Annotated in this window: 25 protein-coding genes; 14 read left to right on the forward strand and 11 right to left on the reverse strand. The window is 66.4% G+C overall.

The genetic code is table 11. The features are described from left to right. The first annotated feature begins 16 nt into the window (after positions 1-16). Both IG75_RS0103055 and IG75_RS0103060 read left to right on the forward strand, forming a co-directional pair. Positions 17-649 (forward strand): TetR/AcrR family transcriptional regulator, encoded by a 633-nt coding sequence (locus IG75_RS0103055; protein WP_030519594.1) that lies wholly within the window; start codon positions 17-19, stop codon positions 647-649. Positions 650-799: 150 nt separating this feature from the next. After that, positions 800-1,411 carry a hypothetical protein gene (locus IG75_RS0103060; protein WP_156058601.1) on the forward strand — a complete coding sequence of 204 codons (612 nt, stop codon included), beginning with the start codon at positions 800-802 and terminating at the stop codon, positions 1,409-1,411. 79 nt (positions 1,412-1,490) lie between these two features. Here the strand turns inward: IG75_RS0103060 and IG75_RS0103065 are convergent, their stop codons facing one another. Beyond that, positions 1,491-2,390 (reverse strand): YdcF family protein, encoded by a 900-nt coding sequence (locus tag IG75_RS0103065; protein WP_162183771.1) that lies wholly within the window; start codon positions 2,388-2,390, stop codon positions 1,491-1,493. 289 nt (positions 2,391-2,679) lie between these two features. Further along, the gene (locus tag IG75_RS0103070; protein ID WP_030519597.1) at positions 2,680-2,955 is read right to left on the reverse strand and encodes an SEL1-like repeat protein; all 276 of its coding nucleotides are present in this window, start codon (positions 2,953-2,955) and stop codon (positions 2,680-2,682) included. Between the two features lie 268 nt (positions 2,956-3,223). Between IG75_RS0103070 and IG75_RS0103075 the strand changes: the two genes are divergently transcribed. Beyond that, the gene (locus IG75_RS0103075; protein WP_030519598.1) at positions 3,224-4,021 is read left to right on the forward strand and encodes an alpha/beta fold hydrolase; all 798 of its coding nucleotides are present in this window, start codon (positions 3,224-3,226) and stop codon (positions 4,019-4,021) included. Positions 4,022-4,076: 55 nt separating this feature from the next. Beyond that, positions 4,077-4,664, forward strand: coding sequence for a TetR/AcrR family transcriptional regulator (locus IG75_RS0103080; RefSeq protein ID WP_036512108.1), 588 nt, complete (start codon positions 4,077-4,079; stop codon positions 4,662-4,664). Between the two features lie 179 nt (positions 4,665-4,843). Here the strand turns inward: IG75_RS0103080 and IG75_RS0103085 are convergent, their stop codons facing one another. After that, positions 4,844-5,605, reverse strand: a complete 762-nt coding sequence (locus IG75_RS0103085; protein WP_051714154.1) for an SDR family oxidoreductase — start codon at positions 5,603-5,605, stop codon at positions 4,844-4,846. Positions 5,606-5,608: 3 nt separating this feature from the next. Between IG75_RS0103085 and IG75_RS0103090 the strand changes: the two genes are divergently transcribed. Beyond that, positions 5,609-6,019: a winged helix-turn-helix transcriptional regulator gene (locus tag IG75_RS0103090; RefSeq protein ID WP_245713106.1), complete on the forward strand. Its 411-nt coding sequence runs from the start codon at positions 5,609-5,611 to the stop codon at positions 6,017-6,019. Positions 6,020-6,447: 428 nt separating this feature from the next. Here IG75_RS0103090 and IG75_RS0103105 read toward each other — a convergent pair whose 3' ends face one another. Further along, the gene (locus IG75_RS0103105; protein WP_030519602.1) at positions 6,448-6,915 is read right to left on the reverse strand and encodes a hypothetical protein; all 468 of its coding nucleotides are present in this window, start codon (positions 6,913-6,915) and stop codon (positions 6,448-6,450) included. A gap of 733 nt (positions 6,916-7,648) precedes the next feature. Between IG75_RS0103105 and IG75_RS0103110 the strand changes: the two genes are divergently transcribed. Both IG75_RS0103110 and IG75_RS0103115 read left to right on the forward strand, forming a co-directional pair. Then, positions 7,649-8,044, forward strand: coding sequence for a hypothetical protein (locus tag IG75_RS0103110; RefSeq protein ID WP_156058602.1), 396 nt, complete (start codon positions 7,649-7,651; stop codon positions 8,042-8,044). A 233-nt stretch (positions 8,045-8,277) separates the two neighbouring features. Then, on the forward strand, positions 8,278-8,481 hold the full coding sequence (locus tag IG75_RS0103115) for a hypothetical protein (protein ID WP_030519604.1): 204 nt from the start codon (positions 8,278-8,280) through the stop codon (positions 8,479-8,481). A 140-nt stretch (positions 8,482-8,621) separates the two neighbouring features. Here the strand turns inward: IG75_RS0103115 and IG75_RS0103120 are convergent, their stop codons facing one another. Beyond that, on the reverse strand, positions 8,622-9,446 hold the full coding sequence (locus IG75_RS0103120; protein WP_030519605.1) for a helix-turn-helix domain-containing protein: 825 nt from the start codon (positions 9,444-9,446) through the stop codon (positions 8,622-8,624). Between the two features lie 115 nt (positions 9,447-9,561). Between IG75_RS0103120 and IG75_RS0103125 the strand changes: the two genes are divergently transcribed. The 4 genes from IG75_RS0103125 (at position 9,562) to IG75_RS0103140 (ending at position 13,047) form a co-directional block, all read left to right on the forward strand. Next, complete coding sequence (locus IG75_RS0103125) at positions 9,562-10,359, forward strand: alpha/beta fold hydrolase (protein WP_156058741.1); 798 nt, start codon at positions 9,562-9,564, stop codon at positions 10,357-10,359. A 71-nt stretch (positions 10,360-10,430) separates the two neighbouring features. After that, a complete protein-coding gene (locus tag IG75_RS40850) occupies positions 10,431-10,733 on the forward strand; it encodes a glutamate ligase domain-containing protein (protein WP_281181586.1) in 303 nt (100 codons plus the stop codon). Between the two features lie 236 nt (positions 10,734-10,969). Then, positions 10,970-12,004: a hypothetical protein gene (locus IG75_RS0103135; protein ID WP_030519608.1), complete on the forward strand. Its 1,035-nt coding sequence runs from the start codon at positions 10,970-10,972 to the stop codon at positions 12,002-12,004. A gap of 320 nt (positions 12,005-12,324) precedes the next feature. Continuing rightward, on the forward strand, positions 12,325-13,047 hold the full coding sequence (locus IG75_RS0103140) for a GNAT family N-acetyltransferase (protein ID WP_030519609.1): 723 nt from the start codon (positions 12,325-12,327) through the stop codon (positions 13,045-13,047). A gap of 273 nt (positions 13,048-13,320) precedes the next feature. Here IG75_RS0103140 and IG75_RS0103145 read toward each other — a convergent pair whose 3' ends face one another. Then, the gene (locus IG75_RS0103145; RefSeq protein ID WP_051714156.1) at positions 13,321-13,779 is read right to left on the reverse strand and encodes a winged helix-turn-helix transcriptional regulator; all 459 of its coding nucleotides are present in this window, start codon (positions 13,777-13,779) and stop codon (positions 13,321-13,323) included. 133 nt (positions 13,780-13,912) lie between these two features. Here IG75_RS0103145 and IG75_RS0103150 point away from each other — a divergent pair, with 133 nt between their 5' ends. After that, the gene (locus IG75_RS0103150; protein ID WP_030519611.1) at positions 13,913-14,725 is read left to right on the forward strand and encodes an SDR family NAD(P)-dependent oxidoreductase; all 813 of its coding nucleotides are present in this window, start codon (positions 13,913-13,915) and stop codon (positions 14,723-14,725) included. Between the two features lie 101 nt (positions 14,726-14,826). Further along, on the forward strand, positions 14,827-15,408 hold the full coding sequence (locus IG75_RS0103155; RefSeq protein WP_030519612.1) for a TIGR03086 family metal-binding protein: 582 nt from the start codon (positions 14,827-14,829) through the stop codon (positions 15,406-15,408). A 269-nt stretch (positions 15,409-15,677) separates the two neighbouring features. Here the strand turns inward: IG75_RS0103155 and IG75_RS0103160 are convergent, their stop codons facing one another. From IG75_RS0103160 to IG75_RS0103180, 4 genes are all read right to left on the reverse strand, one after another. Continuing rightward, positions 15,678-15,866 carry a hypothetical protein gene (locus IG75_RS0103160; protein ID WP_063045233.1) on the reverse strand — a complete coding sequence of 63 codons (189 nt, stop codon included), beginning with the start codon at positions 15,864-15,866 and terminating at the stop codon, positions 15,678-15,680. Positions 15,867-15,893: 27 nt separating this feature from the next. After that, on the reverse strand, positions 15,894-16,655 hold the full coding sequence (locus tag IG75_RS0103165) for a 3-hydroxyacyl-CoA dehydrogenase (protein ID WP_030519614.1): 762 nt from the start codon (positions 16,653-16,655) through the stop codon (positions 15,894-15,896). 29 nt (positions 16,656-16,684) lie between these two features. Further along, a complete protein-coding gene (locus IG75_RS0103170; RefSeq protein WP_030519615.1) occupies positions 16,685-17,878 on the reverse strand; it encodes a thiolase family protein in 1,194 nt (397 codons plus the stop codon). A 756-nt stretch (positions 17,879-18,634) separates the two neighbouring features. Further along, positions 18,635-20,026, reverse strand: a complete 1,392-nt coding sequence (locus IG75_RS0103180) for an MFS transporter (protein ID WP_030519617.1) — start codon at positions 20,024-20,026, stop codon at positions 18,635-18,637. Positions 20,027-20,512: 486 nt separating this feature from the next. Between IG75_RS0103180 and IG75_RS0103185 the strand changes: the two genes are divergently transcribed. Continuing rightward, positions 20,513-21,691 (forward strand): L-talarate/galactarate dehydratase, encoded by a 1,179-nt coding sequence (locus tag IG75_RS0103185; protein WP_030519618.1) that lies wholly within the window; start codon positions 20,513-20,515, stop codon positions 21,689-21,691. Between the two features lie 116 nt (positions 21,692-21,807). Here the strand turns inward: IG75_RS0103185 and IG75_RS0103190 are convergent, their stop codons facing one another. Then, the gene (locus IG75_RS0103190) at positions 21,808-22,551 is read right to left on the reverse strand and encodes a DsbA family protein (protein ID WP_036512112.1); all 744 of its coding nucleotides are present in this window, start codon (positions 22,549-22,551) and stop codon (positions 21,808-21,810) included. Between the last annotated feature and the right edge of the window lie 259 nt (positions 22,552-22,810).

A 22,810-nucleotide genomic window follows, 5' to 3' on the forward strand; every position in this document is an offset into this window, starting at 1 on the left:
GAGGAGGTAGGCGGAGATGGCTCGACGGCGCACCGGCAGCGTCCTCAGCGAGGACCCCGATGAGGCACGCCGTCAGATTCTCACAGCCGCCGAGGCGGTGTTCGAGCGCTACGGCGTCGCCAAGACCACCATGGACGATATCGCCAAGGAAGCCAATGTCTCCCGGCCTACCGTCTACCGTTACTTCGGCGACCGTGACAGCCTGATCACCGCGTTGATCGAGGTCCGGGCGCGGGCCATGTTCACTCGCGCCCGGACCTTCCTGCGCAAACGCGAAACCTTCGCCGAACAGGTCGTCGACGGCCTCATCTATCTGGTGAACATCGGCCGCAAGGATCCGGTGGTACGGCTGATCGTGAGTCCGGAGCATATGGATTTGGCCACCGCATTGGTCGGCAGTTCCGGACTCGCCGCCCGGCTCACCGAAGAGATGTGGGCGCCGGTTCTGCAGGAGGCGCGCGCCCGCGGTGAGGTACGCGAGGACCGCACCGATACCGAGATCTGTCAGTGGATCGCCCTGGTGGAACTGATCCTGGTGGGCCGGATGGACTTCGGCTCCGACTCCGACCCCGACCATCGGCGGATGCTGACGAAATTCCTGCTACCGGGCATCGTCACGCCCGAAGCCGCTGCCCGCGCCGGTATCTGACGGTAGCCCCCGGATCCGCCGGGGCCCGCGGCGGGTCGTATCGGCCGGTATGGTCGGCGGTCGGAGTCGGCGAAGGTCTCCGATCGGGTCCCGAGCTTGCAAAAACCATATGGTCTGTATTTTCCGGGAGCGGTAGGTGATCATGTCCGGGTGGATCTTGATCGAATCAGCACCCGAGCCGCGGAACTCGCGGTGAGCTTCGGCGTCCGGGCGCCCCGCGTCGTGGCGGGGAAAGTACCGGCGTGGGTGATCGAAGGCCTGCGGTACTCCGTTCGGAAACAACCGGTTATCACTGTCGGCGCCGGGTTCGGTGGCATGACCGCGGCCGAGCAGGACGGTGCGCTCGCGAACGCGATAGTGGCGAGCGACCTCTATCGAATCGGGGCGGTCAAGATCCTGCTCACCTACAGCCTGTGCTTCGTGGCCGTCGGCGGCCCGCTGGTCTTCGTCGCCGCATATCACCGAACTCCGACCTGGGTGACCCTTTCGGTATACGGGGCACTCTATGCGCTCGGCTACCTACTGACATTCGCCCTGCGGTCTCGACGCGTCATCTACCGCGTCGACCACAGAGTCGCCGAGGTGCTGGGGCGACCGGTCGTGGACCTGATGATCGACCACGACATCCGTCACGAGCACATGATTCCCGGTTTCGTGCGGCTCTTCCTCCTCGTGTACGGCCCCACGGTGGCCCAGCGCGTGCGACGCCTCGACACCACCTTCGGTGCGCACCACATCGCTGGTTGGCCAGCCCGGTCGTAGCCACCGCCATTAATCGAGGTATGGACACTGACCCGGAGCGGCAAGGGAAGGAACAGTTCGCTCGGCCGCAAGGCGGTAGTCAGTAACGGCGTTCGGCGGGTCGGAAGGTTTCACTGAGTCGGCTGTAGGCGTCGCGGACCTCGCCGGGGATGTCTTGACCGACGATGTGGCCTTCGGCGGGGTACTCGTCGAGGCGTTTGATCTCTCCCATGGTGACCGCGACGATCGATTTCGGATGCGGTGCCGTATCGGCATCGGGCCGGTTGCCGTACTTCATGTAGTTCTCCAGGGAGACATCGGGGGTGGACATGGCGACATGATCGACCGACACACGCTTGCCGTTCACGTCGGCAACGCCCTGTTGCATGACCGTGGCCCATACCCGGCGTGCATGGAACGGGGTACACACCCCGATGAGCGAGGAGATATCGCGGCCGTGGTCGGCGAGCATCTGGGCCGAGAAGGCAGCGTTTTGCCCCGTGTTGGCGGCCTTGGGTTCCTCGATGATCCGTCGAGGGTCGAGTTTCATCTTCTCCGCGGCCAGCCGGAATTTGGCTGCTTCGCCGTTGCTTCCGGAGAACACGACAGGGACATCGTCGAGCCCGCGGTCGCGGACCAGGTTCGCGATCACCGAGGCGCCACCGATGTCTTTGCTGCCGAAGAAGATGATTCCGCCGTAGTTCCGTGCTGGATCGATCTCCCATTTCGGGTCGTGGCGCAGGTAATCCCATAGTTTTCCCAAGTCGGACATCGCGCGGTCCGTATCCACACCGCGCTCGTGGAGTTCCCGGAACCATTCGGTGTAGGCATCTTCCCGGCGCCCGCCGTAAACCTGATCGTTGCTGATCAACGCTCGGGCGGACGTATCGATCGGTATCGCAGCATCACGTTCCGCACGGAGGAACATGCCGGCCGATGCCCGGGTCTCGCTGATCAGTCCCCGCTGTTTGCCGACCGCGTCCGAGATGCCGGTGGTCAACGCGCGTGCAACCCGGCCGGCAGCGTCTAGCGCAATCCCCGCCGGGCTGTTCGCACCCGGCAGATCCAGGCCACTCATCCGTCCTCTTGAAACTCATGATCCGAAACGACGCGCAGAACCATGAGTCCGCTGTCAGCCTGTCGAGGCTAGTATCTACTTTTCTTCTCTGCACCTGGCGGAGTCCCCGTACCTGGTGGCATGAGGCATGAGCGTGTGTTGGGGCGGATCTGCTGATGTGAGGCATGGGCCGGAAAATAGTTTCGTGGACGCCGCACAGATTGCTCAGGCCCTAGAAGATGCGGGGGGCATAGACTGTGGCGCCGGCAGCCCGCCGGAGCCACATTGGCGCTTCGGTGCCGGCGCCGTCGGCGTCGAGTAGACGGGCGAGGTTCTCCATGGCCTCGGTTTGCCCGGCCGTTGCCGCTCGTCGGTGCCATTGTGACCCTTCGCTGAGGAGGTTGCGCTCTTCCAGGAGTACTCCGAGGTTGTTCATCGCCTCGGTGTTCCCGGCTTCGGCGGCGGGCCGGTGCCAGGATTCGGCCTCGGTAAGTTCGCCCAGTCCCATGAGTCCGTCGTCGGGGGTAGAGCGCGGGCCGAACCCGGTCGACCACCAGCAGCGCGTCGGAGAGGCGAACGATGTAGGCGGTGAGGTGCCGGCGCTCGTTGGGCGCGGCCGGATCGCCGCGTAACCCAGGAATCGGGACGGTCAAGGCTGCCCCGGCTGGCCTGGTCGGCCGAAATTCGCCACGGAATGTGATGTGTACCACCCCTCTGGACACCAAAAGCTAATGACATTAACCTTTTAGCTATTGAAGCTAGCTAAGGAGACCGCTATGACCACTCAGTACCTCTCGCTTCCCGACGGCACCATCGCCTACGAACTCAGCGGCCCCGCCGATGGGCCTCTGGTGGTGTGCGTCCCCGGCGTCGGCGTCAACCGCGCCGATTTCCGGTTCGTGGCCCCGACGCTGGCCGAATCCGGAAACCGGGTGGCCGTCATGGATATCCGGGGTCACGGCGATTCCAGCGCCGACTGGCCGCAGTACCATCCCACCGCCGTTGGCCACGACATCGCCGCCGTGATCCGTCATCTCGGCGGGCCTGCCGTGATCGTCGGCCACTCGTTCGCGGCGAAGTCTGCCGGGCAGGTCGCCGTCCGCGAACCCGAGTCGGTGCGCGGCCTGGTGCTCGTGGGTGCCGCGGTGCGGCACGAGAAGCCCGGCTTCGTCATGGGGCTGGCCGCCAAACTCGTCACCGGCAATGCTGCGCTGTGGACGATGTTCCTGAAGACGCTGTATCCGGGCGCCAAGCCCGCCGACTTCGCCGAATATCTGGCCGCGAACAAGGCGATACTGCGCCGCAGAGGACATCTCGCAGCCTTGAGCGCCCTGACCGATTCGCTGCCCGCCGACCCGGCCCTGGACCTGTCGGACATCACCGCCCCGACCTTGATCGTCATGGGAACGAAGGACGGCGACCTCGCCGACCCGGCCGCCGAGGCGCAACGGATCGCGAACGAGGTCTCCGGACCGTCCCGGGTCGCGATGGCGGACGGCTCGGGGCACTACCCGCACGCCGACAACCCGGACTTCGTCGCGCACACCGTCGCGACCTTCCTGAAGGAGCTGTGATGCCCTACGTGGGATACCTCCCCGTCGCTTCGACCTCCGTCGCGAAGGAGCCGTGATGCCACGCGCCGGACTCTCTCCCACCGCGGTGGTGGACGTCGCCGTCGCCGTCGTCGACGAAGGCGGCCCCCGCGCCCTGACCCTCGCCGCCGTGGCCACCCGTGCCGAGGTGGCCACCCCGTCGCTGTACAAGCACGTCAAAAACCTGGACGAACTGGTGGACCTCGTCGGCGTGCGCGTCCTCGATGAACTCACCGAACGGGTGACCCGCTCGGTGGTCGGGTTCGGCGGCCCCGCCGCGGTGGGTGCTCTGTTGCGCGCCTACCGCGACTACGCCGTGGAACACCCCCACCGGTACGCGATGCTGCCCCAGAGCCCGCGCGAGACACCAGGCCGGGAAACCGCCGGCCGGCGCCTGATGGACACCATCTTCGCTGTCCTGGCCGGTTGCGGCGTCACCGGCGCAGACGCGGTGCACCTCACCCGCTGCATCCGCGCCGCCGGGCACGGCTTCGCCACCCTGGAATCCCAAGGAGGCTTCCAGCTCGCCGAAGACATCGAGACATCCTTCGCCACCCTGACCCGCATGGTGCTCAGCGCGCTGCCGCCGGTGAACCCGAAGCCGCGACGCGTGCCACCGGGGTAGCCCGCCGATGATGGTCGAAACCGACCAGTGGCAGCCCGGCCGGCAGAACAACACCGGGCTGAAAGTTCTGCCGCGAGTGGAAGGCGCCGGGCCAGATCATCGCTGGTCAACAAAGAGTCTTTCGGATCCCTTTGTCCATCGATCATCCATTCGTGGACACCGCCGCACGGTTCGGCGGTTCAGCGGATCGTGGTGGTGAGGTAGTCGTGCCCGCCGACGAGGAAGGTGTGCCCGTTGGCGGCGGGAGCGTCGATCGCGGCGACGATGGCCGCGGCGAAATCGTCGATGGTGGGCAGGGGCCCATGAGTTCGGCGGGCGGCGACCGCGTCGGGATCGCGGCGTTCCAGCAGCCGGATGATGATCGTCCCGTCGATCATGTCGCCGGAGACCACGACGAACCCGACACCGCGGTCCGTGAATTCGGGAATGAGGGCACGCAGGGCATCCTCGCCGGCGCGTTTGCTCGCGGCGATCGGCTCGTATCCCTCGGGTAAGGGGCCGCCGTCGGCGTGGAAATGCGCTTGATGGCTGGTGACGAACACGATCCGCCCGCCGGACGGTATGAGGGGCAGGGCGAGGGTGGCGAGGCGTACCTGGGCGTCGCGGTTGAGGCGTAGTGCGTAGCCGGGGTCGGCGCCGCGTTCGAGCCCGCCCGAGGCATTCAGTACGAGCGCATCGAGGCGGCCGTACTGGTCGCGGATGTGGTCGATCATCGCGGTGACCGCGGTGTCGTCGGAGAGGTCCGCCTCGACCGCCGAGGCGCTGCCGCCGGCGCCGGTGATCGTGTCGACCACCGTCTGCGCTCGTTTGCTCTTCTTGCGGTAGTTGACCAGGACGTGGGTGCCGGGGCCTGCCAGTTGCTGGGCGGTGGTGGCGCCGATACCGCGTGAGGCGCCTGTCACCAGCATGATTCGTTGCGGGGGCGGGTCAGCTCGGTCCATCGGGTGTTCTCCTCGCTCGGCCGGGTGCTTCTGATCGAGAAGCAACTATGGTGCTTCGAAATGAGAAGCGCAAATGATCGCGGCCCGGCCGGGCCGGCCGATGAGTCCGGCAACGCACCGATCCTGGCGGCGATCGACCTGCTGGGGCAGCGGTGGATGCTGCGGGTGGTGTGGGAGCTCGAACCCGGGCCGCTGGGGTTCCTGGAACTCAGGCGGCGGATGGGCAACTGTTCGTCGAGCATGTTGTCGAACCGGCTCCAGCAGCTTCAGGCGGCCGGGCTGTTGGAGAAGCACGGCCCGAAAGGTTCTTACGAACTGACCATCGCCGGGGTCCGCCTCGGGGAAGCCCTGCAACCGCTGTGGGACTGGTCGGAAATCTGGACCGACCGGCCTCACGACTTCCGCTGGTCCTGAACCACCTCGGCGAGGTCGGTCGTCGCGGTCCACCAAGCCTCGATCGGAACCGCGGCACTGGAGCTGCACGCCACGGCGAAACCGGGAGTGATGTTCCGGTACACCGAGGACGGGCGCCTCATCACCGGACTCGACACCACGGACAGCTTTGCGCGGACAGGCAGCGACCCGCACCGCTTCGACACCGAGATGCGTGCCCTCGGCGCCCGATCCGAAGAACACGAATACGGCCCATGGGGTCCCGGTGAATGTTCTACAGGCCTGCGGAGAACCTCGGCGTCGGCATCTCCGAGGAAGACCTCACCGCCCGTCCCGTCCTCAGCGGCCGACTACTGCCCCCGGCCTTGCGGTAGTTGCCGAGTCGCTCAACAACGCGCCGGCGACAGAATGTGTCGTGTGAGCCGGATCCGATCTTTGAACTGAGCCGGTCAGTCCTGCTCGAACAAGTGGTCGTAGCCGATTGCGAAGGCGTAGTCGGAGGGATCGACCACCACCTGGAGCCGGTCACCGATCCGCGGAAGCGGGAGAACGGCCGGTACCTCGCAGTCCGCCTTGAACGTCTCGAAACCCGGCCCACTGATACGGACCCGAAGTTCGGCAACATCCGGATTCTCGGCGCCCTTACGTATCCGGACCGCGATGATCTCCGCCGTGGAAACAACCCCGACGACCCGGAACCGCTTCGCGTTCCGTCTCTGCCCGTAGGCGGTCACCGCAATGGCGACGCCGAGCGGGAAAGTGATGATCGCCGGGCACAACCCATTCCACAGTGAATCACTGGTCAACGCGAGAACAGGCCCCGACAACATCAGACCGGTCGCGATCGAATAGGTGAAAACCTGTGCGACAGGCCCGATGAGTTCGACTTGGCTCGGCTCTCTGTCGCTACCGGACACTTCAACATCATAGTGACGGAAACGCGCCCGGATGGACGATTCCGCTCCGCATCGCACCGTCGTCCCACCAGCGTCTGTACCGCCGGCGGCTATCGCGATCGCTTTACTGGTGTTCGTATGAGCACCTGGATCTCAAATCCAATGTTTCGAGACTTGCTCCTGCCGCACTGCCGAGCGAGGCCGGTTGATTCGCTACTATCACCGCAGAGGGTATCCCTGACCTCATCGACAGCTACGTGCCACCGGATCTCGTCCGCGAAGCGGTCGTATCGTCGTTCTTGCCGAGTTGAGCGAGGGTGTGGTTGTGCGGGGTAAGTGGTTCGGTAAGCGTGTAGCGCAGCCACTGGCCAACAAGGTCATTCCCGACACAGCCCGGGCGGCTGAGACCCCTATCCGGCAGGCCGGACAGACAGCGGAGTCGGCAGGAACAAAGATCCCCGGCAGCGATCGCGACGGAGTATCCCAGATCGAGCAGTCCGGTGGGGCGGTGTCACCCCCGGCCGGGGGAGACGCTGTCACCCGTAAGGAGCGGTCGGCCGAATTCTCGCCGACCATGTCAGGACAGCAGATACGTGACACATTGGCCGGGCTTCTGGGCGATCGCGGTGCCGCCGATATCGCTGCACTACCGGTGAACCACGGACTGAGGAACTCGGGAAATCAGGGGGTTCGCCTGGTCTACACACCAGCGGCCGCGGGTAGCGGAGGGACGGTCAGCGGACAGGTCGAGGAGATGCGAATACCGCAGGGCGGGATACTGGAAGACCACTGGAGCGCGGCCAAGCTCGGTGAATTCGCGTTCCACCGGCCTACAGACGGGTCGGCTTCCTCATGGTCGGCCAGGCTCCTCGGGGACCGCAAAAAAATCGGTTCCACGGCCGAGCGGTTACCCGCGGAACTCGCCGAGGTGGCGCCGGGATTCGACACGGATCAGGTCCGTTCGACGGTGGCCGACGCGGTGACGCGGATGTCGAAGGACAAGTTGGCGCGCCGCGGCGGCGCGCTGGACGTCGAAGCCGGAGGCGATCAACTCACAGTCCGAGCGTCCGCCGGGGTTATGCCTTTGCAGATGACCTCACCCAATTGGATCCTGCTCCAGACCACCCTTACCCGCACCGACGGTTCCTGACCGAACGGCGCCGCCAGGTCGCTGATGGAGGCCGGCCCGCGTGGTGTGATCGCGCGGGGCGCAGCCGCAGCTACAGAGACCCGGCGCAGAACGGCGGCGGTGTGATCGACGTCGACGCCGGGGTGAGCCTGGACGCGCTGACGCGTGGCCGGCCGAGCCCACCGCATCCCGAATGTCGCTCACGCATACAGGCATCGCGCGGGACACGAGGGGGAGGGTGCGAGAATCGCCCGATGGATGACTACACCGCTCACAAGCAGCGCGCCGAGGCGTTACTCGATGGCCTCACCGCCGGGGAAGCTGTCAGCGAAGCGGAGCGGCGCAACGTGATCGCGCAGGCGCAGGCACATGCTGCCCTCGCGCAGGCGGAAGCCCAGCGGGAGACCGCGGAAGCTATACGTGCGCTCGAGGCGTCGTCGCGGCAAAGCGCAGTCTGAACGAAGCAGACCGGTCCGCAACGCCGACCGCGACCCAGCAGATCCCGCGGAACAGGACTCCGGCCTCACGGAACCAGCGGTACTCACCCGTCCTCCTACACCCGGCGGACAGGCCGTCGGTGTTTGTTCGGACGCGGAGATCAGGGTGTCGACCAGGCGGCTTCGTCGATCGCCAGCCATGGCGCCGCCGCGACGAGGGTGGGGGTCATATCCGTGATCGCCTTGGTTCGACGGTGAAGATGGGATTGGTCGACGTAGCCGGCCTCGGCGGCGGCATCCGCAGGCGAGCGCCCTGCGGCCAGGAGATGGGCGGCACGGTCGAAGCGGACCAGTTCGGACGCATGCTTGGGTGAAACCCCGAGATGGGTACGAAAGCGAGACCAGAGCCGTTGCCGGGTCCAGCCGGTCTCTGCGGCGCGGGATTCGACTCGGAGCAGGCCTTTGGTGCTGACGGTCCGGTCCCAGGCGTACGCGACCTCGGGTGCTACACCGAATCCGCGAGGTAGCCGGCTTCGAAGGAACGCGGCTGCGAGTGCGAACCGGTCGTCCCACGACGGCGTCGAACGGAGTCGCTCGGTCAAGATGCCGACGCAGCTACCCCACAGCTCCTGCAGCGGTATCACGGTGCCGCCGATGATGTCGGTGTCTCGGAGAATCGCCGCGGCGACAACGGGGGACACTCGGATCTGCAGGACGTCACCGGCTTCCGCACCGGTGATACGTAAGGCGCCCGCCCGGAGGCCGACGATCACGTTCCCCGTGACCAGGCGCCCGAGAATGTCGTAGACGACGCCGCCCTCGCTGAGATCGAGCAGCAGCGTGACCGAAGGGTGCGGGATCATCATGATATCGACGGGCGCGACGTCGTGGTAACGGAAACCCGCCATCCGGACTCCCGGAGCCGGTAACCGGGCCGGGACGGTCACATCCACCCGGTTCCAGTCCCATCCGCCCGCTGTGGTCATACGTCCCAGGCTAACCGGAACGCCGAAAGCGTGACATTCGTCCAATACGGCGTGAGGAGCCAGTGACGAAGCTGTCGGCATGAGCGAATCGAGTCCCGCCCGGACAGGCAACACCATGACCATCCACGGATTGCACGTCGTTATCGATGGAGATCCGGCGGCACCTCCCTTGCTGCTCATCCACGGCTCGGGCGCGACCGGTTCGACGTGGGAGCCGGTGGTGCCGGCGCTCGCCGCCGAGCATCGGGTGATCACGATCGACCTTCCGGGCTGCGGCCGGTCCCAACCGGTGCCGACGTACGCCGTACCGCAGCAGGCGGAGCGGGTGGCGACGGTATTGGATGAGCTGGGCGCCCGGAATCTGACGGTGGTCGGTCACTCCAGCGGAGGGTACGTCGCTACCGCTCTCGTGGAACACCGTCCCGACCTGGTCGGCGAGCTGATCCTGGTCAGCACGGGGCCGAGTCACGCGGCGCTTCTTCCTGAGCCGGCGATCATCCGGATGCTCGCCGCGCCGCCCTTCGGTCCGCTCGTGTGGGCTATCCGTACCGACTCGCTGATCCGCCGCGGCCTGGTGGCGACTGCGGCGGCACCGATCACGGTGCCGGACGGGGCCCTGGCCGACTTGCGAAGAACGTCCTATCGAGCGTTCCGCGCGATTCTGGCGGCCAACGTCGACTACATCACCACGCGGACCGTGCCCCAGCGCCTCGTCGATTCCGGAAAACTCCTCCTCGTGATCTTCGGAGATTCCGACCCGCGTTGGGACCCGGCATCAGCGCACCAGTACGAGGCGGTGCCGGATGTCGAGCTGGAATACCTTCGCGGAGTAGGGCATCTCGCGATGCTCGAGGACGGCGACGCCCTCGCCCGCTCGATCCTCCGCCGCGCACCAGATCGTCCCGGACGGTGAGCGCAGCAGCCGGAGCAGGGCACAAACCAATGTGGGCGACCTCGTTTTGTTGAACAGTAAAAGTCATCATTATCGCTGCTCGGCGATGTTCCACAGGGCGTCGTGTCCATAATGGCTCGTTTTGTGTCAACGCCAGCCCCGAAAGCGTCCGCGCAGTACTACGCTCGCTCGCGACGATCGCCGCGGACGGCCGGTCCTCGATCGCGGTGCTCGGCGAGATGCGCGAACTCGGTGATATGGCGGCGGCCCTGCACGCCGACATCGGTTGCTACACCGCGGACCTGGGTATCGGCACGCTCATTGCGGTCGGCGGCTCCCACGCCGAGGCCATGGCCGCCGCGGCCCGCGAAGCCGGGACAACGCGGGTCGCGTGATCGCGAACGCGTTGACCGCGGGCTTCCATCGCATCGTCCATCGTGCCCGACCCGTACCTGTCGGGTCGAGCGCTGGTCAGCGATGATTGCCGCGGGAAATTTGTCCAACAAGCACCTTGTGGTGACCACCGAGCGCTAGGCCGATTTGTCCGGCGTGTGCAGAGCGTCTGCGCCCGAATTCCGGCTGATACCACGGCGGCCCGCCGTTGTCGGAGTCATTTGGCATGATCGCGGTTATGACCAGCGCTCCGACCACTCCGCCGCGGCCGTTCGACGTCACCACCGTCTTCCCTCTACTGGCTCCGCTGGCTCGCACGGCGACCCGGTTGCACCCGCGCCCCGGGTCGCCGTCACCGCAGGACAGTTCCATCGGCGGACCGTTGCTCTGGCCCGCCGACGAACCGTGGCCGCACTGCGACGAACCTCATGAAGTGGACGGAATCAACCCGACCCTGACTCCAGCGGAGGTGAGGCTGGAACGACGGATCCGTGCCGTCTCGCGCGGCAGGGCCCTGACCCCGCAGGAACGAGAGACCCTCGAGCGAATCCGCCCGCCGCAGGAGTATCCGGTCAGGTTGGCGATCGCCCCCTATGAGGGTTCCATAGCGATGCTGCCGGTCGCACAGCTCTACGCGCGTGACGTGCCCGATCTGCACACGCCTGAAGGCGCAGACCTGCTCCAGGTCTTGTGGTGCCCCTTCAACCATCCGGCGGGCATGCCCAAGACCGCGCTGTTCTGGCGGTCGGCCGCCACCGTCACCGCCATCCTCACCACGCCCCCCGAACCGCCCGCGGTGCAGTTCGACGGCTACCTGCCCGAGCCGTGCCTGCTCAACCCGGAGCAGGTCACCGAATACCCCGACCACAGGGAGCTGAGCAAGGAACTCCGCGAACAGATCGGAGACTGGAGCGTGTGGCAGGCAGCCGAGACGGGCGTGGACAGCGCCTATGCGTCGTACCCGCTGGAGTTCTACGCCAATGAGTTGTCCGTCGCACCCGGCTGGAGAGTCGGCGGCTGGCCCGGCTGGGGAGCCGCCGACCCCAGCCCCCTGCTCTGCCCTACCTGCAACGGCGACATGCATGCCCTGCTGACCATCGCCACGTCCGAAGCCGGCAGCAGAGACAGCAGCTGGCTCCCACGCGAGGAATCGGCGCATGAACCATCCATCGGCTTCAAGCCCACTGCAGTCGAAATAGGTAGCGGCTACGACCAGCATCTCTACGTCTGCCAGACGGCGCCGGAGCACGCCCACACCGAGCTGATGGCCTAGCCGTTGGGTCGGGTCGGGGCGGGTCCGAGGAGCGAACAACGGACACATGCGTGTTCAGGTTGAGGCGAGCGTTGGCATCCTCCGGCGGATATTGCCTGACCGTCCCTTAATCGATCTTGCATTCCTGGACAAGAATTGTCGGCATTATCGCTGGTCGGCGATGATTCATAGCAGTATTTCGTCTAGAAATGACCTATTTATGAACACTGGCTTCGTCTTGGTTACGGCCCGGGTCCTCCGCCGGAGGAACACGCGCCGGCGCAACTCGAGGCATGAGATATGCGTTGGCCGAGAAGTGTTCGAGCGAGCAGAATGCGGTCATGTCAACGGATCCGGTGCTGACGCGAGTCCACGACCTCTGGGAACGGTTGGCTGCCGTCCCGGTTTCGTTCTCGTCACCCGATCCCGTGAATGTGGTGGTCTCGCCCAAGTCGATGATCTGCCCGCCGGGTTGGGCAGGCTTTGTTGTGCTGCGGGGGCGGGCGATCGTGACCGCACCCAGCCCGTCCGCGGCGGCGTCGATCCGCAGTGCGGTCGCGAAGTTGCCGGTCGAGAATCTTGTCGACCCCGACTCGCTGAGCCGAGAGCTGCCGCTGGCGCACGTACTGGGGCCGGCCACGCTGGCCTATGCCGATGAGCACGCTTTTCAGGCTGCCGCGCAGGGTTCGGTATTGATCGATCGGCTGTCGAGTGGGCGTCCCGACCTTCACCGACTCGGAATACTGGCGGGTGAGGAGGAGTGGGCGGAAAGCGGGCTCGGCGAGATCACCTCGCCGGTCTTCGTCATTCGGATCCAGGGTGAGGTGGTCGCTGCCGCCGGATTCCGCACCTGGCCGGGCCGGACCGCGCATATGAGTGTGCTGACAGCGCCTGAGGTTCGGGGCCGAGGTCTGGCGCGGCTGACAGGTTCTGCGGCGGTAGCACACGCCCTGGAAGTCGGCCTGCTACCGCAGTGGCGGGCTCGCGCTCCACAATCCAAGCGAGTCGCGTTCGCACTGGGCTTCCGGGAATTCGGTGCCCAGCTCAGCGTCGAACTGGGTTGAGCACTTCGTCGAATCGGTGTCTGGCACTCGGTGCAGCCCGCCAGGGATGTCCAACAACTGATGCTTTCTTGACCAGTGCCGGGCAGTATCATCGCTGGTGAGCGATTCTTACCGGCTGATCTCGGTCCAGAAATGCCCCTTGAGGGACATGGTCGGCGGACGCGGGATCTGATGCAGCGCGGTGTCCGGGGATATGTGGCGGTGCGTGGTGGGGGGCCGACATGGATGCCAGCGGCTCACATTCAGGTGCGGTACGAATGCACGGCCTTCAGGTCAGTGCATGTCGGTGTATTCGTAGCTCACCTCGCGTGCGTCGATTTCCCGGCCGCAGCAGGTGCAGCGGAGCGCCTGTTCGATTTCACCACCGTCCGCCGCGTGCAGCAGTTTCAGCGTAGGTCCGGCCGGCCCCCACCGATCACCCCAGCGCATGAGGGCGACAGTGATCCCGTAGAGGTCGCGTCCTTTTTCGGTGAGCCGGTACTCATCGCGGGGAGGGCGGTCGCTGTAGCGGCGGCGTTCGAGAATGCCGTTGTCCACCAGCCTTTTCAACCGCTCGGTCAAGACATTGCGTGCGACACCCAGGTTCCGCCGCATATCGGCGAACCGGCGAACACCGAAAAACGCCTCCCGCAGGATCAGGAAGGTCCACCGGTCTCCGACGTGCTCGACCGCCGCCGCTACCGGATCGTGCCGCAAGCGTGGGAGCTCATCGCGTATTTCGGATTCGTTCATCTGTGCAGGATATCGAGGTGGGTTGCAAAGCGAAACCCACCCTGCCAAAGTAGGTCCTGAAACGAAACTCACTCGGGAGGTCGACGTGCTCACCACCATCCGCGATCGGGCGCTGACCGCTGCCCTGCGGCCCATGTACTCGCCTCGGCAGTCCGTGGCGCGTCGCCTGCGGCGCGACGGGGTGCCGATCCGAGGGAAAAAAGTCGTGGTCACCGGGGCCTCCTCGGGCATCGGGCGTGCCACTGCGGTCCGTCTGGCCGGCCTGGGCGCCGAGGTGGCGCTGGTCGCCCGGCGCCGAGATGAGCTCGAAGTAGTTCACAGCGAGATCTCCCGCCACGGCGGCCGGGCTCATATCCTCCCGTGTGACCTCACCGACCATGCAGCTGTCCACGACCTCGCCCGCGAAATCCTCGATACCTGGGGTCGGGTGGACATCTTGATCAACAACGCCGGCCGTTCGATCCGCCGGACCGTGCGTGAATCATGTACGCGGTTTCACGACTTTGAACGCACCATGGCTGTGAACTACTACGGGCCCGTCGCGCTCACTCTCGAACTACTGCCGGCCATGATGGCGAACCGTGGCGGCCACGTCATCAATGTTGCGACCTGGGGTGTGCCCGCCGAGCGGATGCCGAAATTCGCTGCCTATCACGCCTCCAAATCCGCCCTCACGGCCTTCGGTCACAGCCTTGCCGCGGAAGTAGCCGATCACCGAATCAACGTGACGGCGGTGCACTTTCCGCTGGTACGCACCCCGATGATCGCCCCCACCGCCCGCTATCGGGCCCAGCCGGCGCTCACCCCGGAGCAGGCGGCCGAATGGATGATCACGGCCATCCGTGCACGTCCGCGGCAATTGCAGCCACGTTACGTCCCAATGATCCGAGCGGTCGGCGCCATATCACCCACCATCGCCGACTCGATGCTGCTGAACGCCAGCTGATCCACCCGCCATCGACCGCGGCGCGGCTCCGGCCGGGCGCCGCCGCACCTCCGGCCGGAACGCCCGACACGCCGCCGACCCCGCGCAGAAGGAATGTCAGTATGACCGACGTAATCGAGCACATCGACGCGGCACTCGGGATGGCCGCGGACATCATCAACCGCATCCCCCCCGACCAGCTTTCCGCGAACTCACTATGTCCGGGCTGGACCGTCGGCTTCGAACTGAACCACCTCGTCGGCGGCATGCGGATCTCCGCCGCCGAACTGTCGGGTGTTCCGGCGGAAAGAGCCCACCACGACGACTGGCTCGAAAACGATCCCCACGCCGCCTTCGCCACAGCCGCCCGCCTCGACCGCGCAGCCTGGCACCGTGGCGACGCACTCGATACCACCATCCAGCTGGGCTTCGGTCCCGTACCTGCGACGACGGCCGCCCGAATCCACTGGACCGAAGTCCTTGTCCACGGAACGGACCTCGCCATCGCCACCGGACAAACCGAGCTCGTCGACCAAGAGCAATGCGAACAACTACTGGCCACCATGCGCACCATGAACTTCGACGCCTTCCGGCAACCCGGTATGTTCGCCGCCGAACGACCCGCCCCCACCGGTGCTGCAGCGCACCACCGCCTACTGGCCTTTCTCGGTCGCGAGTTGCCTCTCCACGCGACAGGGAGCTGAACCAGCGACTCGACAAGCAGCCGCCCCCACGCCCAGCAGCGCAATGTCGCTGCGTGTTGCCGTTCCGAGCAGGCCATTGCGGCGGGCCCGGTCGAGGAAGGCGGCAGGGTGGTCCGGGAAATCTGTGGTGACTTCGAACAGAAGCACGGCTAGGAAGAACCGACCGCTCACGAGCCCTGACGAGAAAGCGGCCACGAGCCCTGACGAGAGTCCGACCACAGCCCCGAATATGAGCGTGACGGACAGGACGTGGAGGAACCGGACGCGGGTCACACCGGCGATTTCGCAGATTTCGTCGAGGCGGATGGCGGTGCCATTGCGGCCGGTGTCGCGGCGCTGGTCGAGGTGCCGGGCCAGGCTGCGCAGCCTTTTTCGACGTTGTCGGGGGTGTCGTCGCGAAAGCGCTCGGTGCCGGCGATCGCCGCGGGGATCCGGGCGGCGAACAGCCCGTCTCGCACGGCTTCGGGATGGGGCAATCAGGCCGGTCAGCGCGGTGCCATCCGGATTGCCCCATCGAGGCGAATGGTCTCCCCGTTGATCATCGGGTTGGTGACGATATGCGCGACGAGCGCGCCGTACTCGGCGGGATCGCCCAGCCGAGACGGGTGCGGAACCTGCGTCCCGAGCGATTGCTGGGCTTCCTCCGGCAGCGAACCCAGCAGCGGCGTCCGGAAGAGCCCGGGCGCGATGGTGTTGACCCGGATCAGTAGCGAGGCGAGATCGCGGGCAATGGGCAGGGTCATCCCGACGACGCCGCCCTTGGAGGCGGAGTAGGCGGCCTGCCCGATCTGCCCCTCGAACGCGGCGACCGAGGCGGTGTTGACGATGACGCCGCGCTCCTCGCCGACCGGTTCGTTCTTCGCGATACGCTCCGCGGCCAGGCGCAGCACATTGAAGGTGCCGACCAGGTTCACAGTGATCACTTTGGTGAACTCGCCCAGCGGGAACGCGCCGTTCTTGCCCACGGTCTTGATGGCATTGCCGATCCCGGCGCAGTTCACCGCGATTCGTAGGGGGCCCAGGGCTTCCGCGGTATCGAGTGCCGCAGCGATCGCCGCTTCATCGGTCACGTCGGCGGGGGCGAACCGGACCCGGTCGCCGAGTGCCGCGGCGACATTCTCGCCGGGGGAGGAGGGCAGGTCGACGACGACGACCCGGGCACCCTCGGCGAGTAGCGCTTTCGTCGTCGCCAGACCGAGCCCCGAGGCGCCGCCGGTGACGACGGCCACAGTGTCTTCGATACGCATGGTGCTTCCTATCCGCTGGTCGTGGTGATTCAGAGTCGTTCGATCACGGTGGCGTTGGCCATGCCGGCGCCCTCGCACATCGTCTGCAGGCCGTAGCGGCCGCCGGTCCGTTCCAGGTGGTTCACCAGGGTCGTGAGCAGGCGGGTACCGGATGAGCCGAGCGCATGGCCGAGCGCGATGGCACCGCCGACGGGGTTGAGCTTGTCCGGGTCCGCGGCCAGTTCGTGTGCCCAGGCCAGCGGCACCGGTGCGAACGCTTCGTTGACCTCGTAGGCGTCGATATCGTCGATGCCGATCCCGCCCTTGGCCAGTGCCTTGCGGGTGGCGGGGATGGGTGCGGTGAGCATGAAGACCGGATCGTCGCCGGCGACGGCGAAGGAGTGGAAACGCGCGCGGGGGCGCAGCCCCAGCCGGGCGGCCGCCTCTTCGCTCATGATCAGGACGGCGGAGGCTCCGTCGGTGAGCGGTGAGGAATTGCCGGGGGTGATGTGCCACTGCGCCTCGGGGAAGCGCGCCGCGAACTCGTCGGTGCGGAACGAGGAGTTCAGTCCGGCCAGGCCCGCGGCGGTGGTCGCGGCACGAACGGTTTCGTCCACGGTGTGCGAGACGGTCGCGCCGGCGGCGTCCGCCACATCGATCGGCACGATCTCGCGATCGAACCATCCCTGGGCGATCGCGTGCGCGGCCCGCTGGTGTGATCGGGCGGAGTATCGGTCGAGGGTGTCCCGGTCCAGCTTCCATTTCGCTGCGATGAGTTCGGCGGAGATGCCCTGGTGCACCAGGCCGTCCGGATAGCGGGCGGCGATTCCGGGACCGGCGGCGTCCTGGCCGATCGGCGACGTGCCCATCGGTATGCGGCTCATCGACTCGACACCGCAGGCGATGACGATATCGTAGGCACCTGCCAGTACACCCTGGGCGGCGAAATGCGCTGCCTGCTGGCTGGAACCGCATTGCCGGTCGATGGTCGTCGCCGGTACCGAGTCGGGAAAACCGGCCGAGAGCAGTGCCGTGCGCGAGATATTGAGAGCCTGCTCGCCGACCTGCTGCACGCACCCGCCGATCACATCGTCGACCTGTGCCGGATCGATTCCGGTGCGGTCGACCAGACTGCGCAACACATGCGCCAGCAACTCCACCGGATGCGTCGCGGACAACGCTCCGCCCATTTTCCCTTTGCCAGAGGCGAGGCGGACGGCGTCCACGATGACCGCGTTCGGCATATCGATTCCTTTCGGCGACTGCGGCCCGGGGTCGGCCCGCATGCCCGGCACACCGCCGGACGCGGACGAACTGGTCTGGCCGGCGGTCGGGCGAACTTCTAGATATCTATCATCATTAGTTTTTCTGGTCAACGGTGGGTCGATGCGAGAGACCATGGTGAGCCGAACACCGGCGTGCTCATGGTGTGGGCACGGGTCCGCGTGCCGCTCTCGGCCGACCTCGGTCCACCGGGGCGGTCGACGAATCTGTGTGGGGTGGAAACCCTGCGTCCCAGCGTGGTTCCGCCAGGTGGTGGTCGATCCCTCCGACTGCACCTTCGCGATCGGCTACGACCACCTGTTCGAGCGGGACTGACCGGCCCGCGGCCCGGCCAGAGGGACCGGCCTGACCCACTCTGCTCCGGCCGAGGGGTACGAGCCGATCGCCGTGAGCAGAAGGCGCAGGCCGGGAACGTCGATCGCGGCGGAACCCCGGCGATCATCGGCGACTCCGGCCGGGGAGAGAACGAAATCGGCATCTCGGCCGAGTACGCGGCCGTCGTTCTGCTCCCGGTCGCAAATCGTCGAGGCTGCCGCATCCGCAGCGGTCGCGCGGGCCGAGGCGATGAGTCCCTGTCGCGCACCGGGGGCGTCGGCGCAGTCGGCATCGACCGCCTTCACGCGCGTACCACCCGATGTGCGGTCGGGTGGTACGCGGCAGGGCGGTCGACTGTCCAGGGGGCGCACGTCCTGTGTCGGCGCCCGGCAGCCGGGGTGTTACACGGCGGCCGGTTGGTAATCCGGCAGTTCGACGCGTTTGATCTCGCGGACGATGACCAGGTAGCTGACAACGGCCATGGCCGCGCACAGGCTGACGAAGGTGAGAGCGAGGTCGAAGGAGCCGGTGACATCGAGGATGTAGCCGATGACGAGCGGGGTGACGATGCCCGCGACGGCGCCGAAGGTGTTGAATACGCCGCCCGCGAGTCCGGCGATCTGCCTGGGCGCCACGTCCGACATGACCGCCCAGCCCAGCGCTCCGAGGCCTTTGCCGAAGAACGCCAGGGACATGATCAGGACGACCAGCCAGGAGGCGGTGACGTAATTGCAGACGATGATGCTCGTGGACAGGAGCAGGCCGACCACGATGGGGATTTTCCGGGCGGCGGTGAGGCCGACGCCCCGCTGCGCCAGACGGTCGGAGAGCCAGCCGCCCAGGACTCCGCCGCCGAATCCGCACAATGCGGGCAATGAGGCCACGAAGCCGACTTCGAGGATGCTCATCCCGCGTTCCTGGACCAGATACACCGGGAACCAGGTCAGGAAGAACCAGGTGATGGTGTTGATGAAGTACTGACCGACGAAAACACCCAGGGTGGTGCGGTTTTTCAGCAGGGTCCCGATATGGCGGAGGTTCTGCTTACTGGAGGTGGCCTCTTTGGTTTGCTGCTGCTGTTCGGTGGTGGGGGCGTCCATTTCCACCAGTGCGCCGCCCGCGGAGATGTAGTCCAGTTCGGCTTTTTGCACCCGGGGGTGGCTGCGGGGTGCGTAGATGACCTTCGTCCAGACGATGGCCAGGACTACGCCGACACCGCCGACGACGGTGAATACATGCTCCCAGCCCATGGCGGTGACCAGCCACCCCATCAGCGGGGCGAAGGCTACGGTGGCGAAGTACTGGGCGGAGTTGAACAGCGCGGAAGCGAAGCCGCGCTCCTTGGTGGGGAACCAGGCCGCCACGATCCGTGAATTGCCGGGGAACGACGGCGCCTCGGCGAGACCGACCGCGAAGCGCAGAATGAACAGCAGGAAGATCGCCGCTCCGGCGAAGAAGCCGATGGCGCCCTGCATCATCGTGAACACCGACCAGAGGAAGATCGCCAGCCCGTAAACCTTCTTCGACCCCAACCGGTCCAGTAGCCAGCCGCCGGGTATCTGGGCGATCAGATAGGACCAGGAAAAGGCGGAGAACAGCAGACCCAGCTCGCTGGAGCTGATGTGGAGCTGATCCTGCATGGAGTCACCGGCGATGGAGAGCGTGGATCGGTCCGCGTAGTTGATCGTGGTGACCAGGAAGAGCATCGCCAGGATCAGGTACCTGGTGCGGCCGGCTTTCGGGGCAGCCGTTGTCACGGCCTTCGCCGGTTCGTCGTGACTGAGTGTGTGCATGGTCGATCTCCTGGACCTATGTGATGCGGGCTGCGCTGCCGCATGTGGTCTGAGCCACAGAAACGATGGCTGCGTTTGACCGTAAGGAACGCACCGATTCACGTCCAGGTCGATTTTTATTGTCTGTAATACCTAATTTGGATAGATGTGCGATGGGGCAGTGATGCTCTTGTTGAATCGTGACATCCAATTTCTGTGTTGGACGTGGATCGCGCCGGCCACCTACTGTCAGTGGCATGCAACACAGCGGACCAGCGGCGCTACCACAGTCGCGGTGGTAGAAGGACCGTAGCGAACTCGCACAACGGTACGGTCCGGGCGTGATCGTCGGCTCGACCGGGAAATGCAGGATCCCCTCGACGTGCCGAACTCCCCGTGGATTCCCGGGGACCCGCGCTGCCGCCGGCGGCCTCCGGGGCGGCAACAGCCTGCCTTGCGCCTCCAATCGCTCCCACGATTTCAGCCACGTCTACATGAGGACACCAAGTGACGACCACGACGAACACCGCGCGCACACTCGCGGCCGCCGGCCCGGCGACCCTCGACCGGATCGCTCGGCTGCGCCTTTCCTCGGTGACGCTGCCGCTGGCGACGCCGATCAGCGACGCGAAAGTCTTCACCGGCCGGCAGAAGCCGATGACCGAGGTCGCCTTCCTGTTCGTCGAAATCGAGACCGAGCAGGGATATGAGGGCGTCGGGTTCAGCTACTCCAAACGCGCCGGCGGTCCCGGCCAGTTCGCCCATGCCAAGGAGATCGCCGAGAACCTCCTCGGCGAGGATCCGAGCGATATCGGCAAGATCTGGACCAAGCTCGTGTGGGCCGGCGCGTCGGTGGGCCGCAGCGGCCTGGCCACCCAGGCCATCGCGGCGTTCGATGTCGCGCTGTGGGATCTGAAGGCCAAGCGCGCCGGTCTACCGCTGGCCAAGCTGCTCGGCGCGCATCGCGACTCGGTGCGTTGCTACAACACCTCGGGCGGGTTCTTGCACACCCCGACCGAGCAGGTGCTGGAAAACGCGGCCGCCTCGCTGGCCAGTGGAATCGGGGGGATCAAGATCAAAGTCGGTCACCCCGACGGCAAGTACGACCTGACCCGCCTGGCCGCGGTGCGGGCGCATATCGGCGACGATGTCCCGCTGATGGTCGACGCGAACCAGCAATGGGACCGGCCCACCGCTCAGCGTATGGGCCGGGCCATGGAGGAATATCACCTCGACTGGATCGAGGAGCCGCTCGACGCCTACGACGCGAAGGGACACGCGGCACTCGCCGCCTCGCTGGACACCCCCATCGCCACCGGGGAAATGCTCGCCAGCGTGGCCGAGCACAAGGAACTCATCCGGCTCGGCGCGGCCGACATCATCCAGCCCGACGCGCCCCGGATCGGCGGCATCACCCAGTTCCTCAAGCTCGCCGCTCTCGCCGAAAACGAGAACCTGCAGCTGGCGCCCCACTTCGCCATGGAGATCCACCTCCACCTCGCCGCGGCCTACCCGATCGAGCCCTGGGTGGAACACTTCGACTGGCTGGAGCCGCTGTTCAACGAGAGCCTGGAGATCCGCGACGGCCGCATGTATGTCTCCGCTCGTCCGGGGCTCGGCTTCACGCTCAGTGAGCAGGCACGGGCCTGGACGGTAGCCGAACACGAGGTCGCCTCTCGGCCGTGATCGTGCCTGCCGAGCGGCCCGGTGTGTGGAGTCCGAACCACCGGACCGCGGGCCGAGGATGGGTCGGGTGCCGCGTCCGGTGGATCGGTGCCGAGTCCGCCGCGGCGGATACCGGGTCAGGAGCCGATGGCTCCGGGAAGCTGCCCGGGGTCGATCGGCTTGCCGTCGACGAAGATCGACGGTGTCGACTGGATTCCGCTGTCGAGAACCTCCAGGGTGCGGGCCCGGACGAATTTGCGGTAGGTCCGGTCTGTGACGCAGCGGGCGAAGTCCGGGTCCGAGTAGCCGGCGCCCTCGGCGATTTCGACGATTGTGTTGTCGGGCAGGCCGTCACCGCCTTCCGCGGGCTGGTGCTCGAACATGGTCTGCAACCAGTCCGGGTAGCCGGTGGGATCGGATTCGGCGGCGCAGAACGAGGCGTTGGCGGCCCGGCTCGAGTACTCGGTGGACGAGGCGTGGTCGAGGAAGGCGATGATGTCGTACTCGGCCGCCACCGTCCCCGCGTTCACCGCGTCGGTCAGCAGCGATCCGTAGCTCGCCTCGAAGCGCCGGCAGGCCGGGCACTGCAGGTCGGCGACCACTCGGACGGTCCGCGCTGCGGACGGTGCGCCGATCCTGATCGTGCCGGACTCCGTGATACTCGCGGTGACGCCGGCCGGGTCGGCGCCGGCTTGCGCGCCGATGACCGGAGTCGGCCCGGGGTCGTCGCGTTCGGCCTTCTTCAGCGCCACATTGATTCCGATGGCCCCGATGAGTCCGATCAATACCGCGGCCACCGCCACCTGGACGAGGATCCGGCGGCTGCGGTCCACCTGCTGCACCGAGGCCAGCGAGTTCTTGTGCTTCGTTGGTTTGTTCACACGAGTTCCTTGCCTTGACGTGGTTGGGTCGTTGGGGTGTGCCGTCCGAGTCACCGCGTGGCGGCCGAACCGCATGGCGGACCACCGAGGTCGGGTGTCCGCCATGAGCGGTCCGGCCGGAGCCGGTGGCCGGTGCGCCGGCCACCGTCGCGGTGCCGGAGTTCGCGCGGAGCACGCGATGGCGTCACCGCACGTGCGCGAGCGGGACCGACGATGTGCGGGAGGGCCGGGCGTCCCGGGGGAAGGCGTAGACCACCGT

The organism is Nocardia rhamnosiphila NBRC 108938 (genome assembly GCF_000720425.1).
Taxonomy (GTDB): Bacteria; Actinomycetota; Actinomycetes; order Mycobacteriales; family Mycobacteriaceae; genus Nocardia; species Nocardia rhamnosiphila.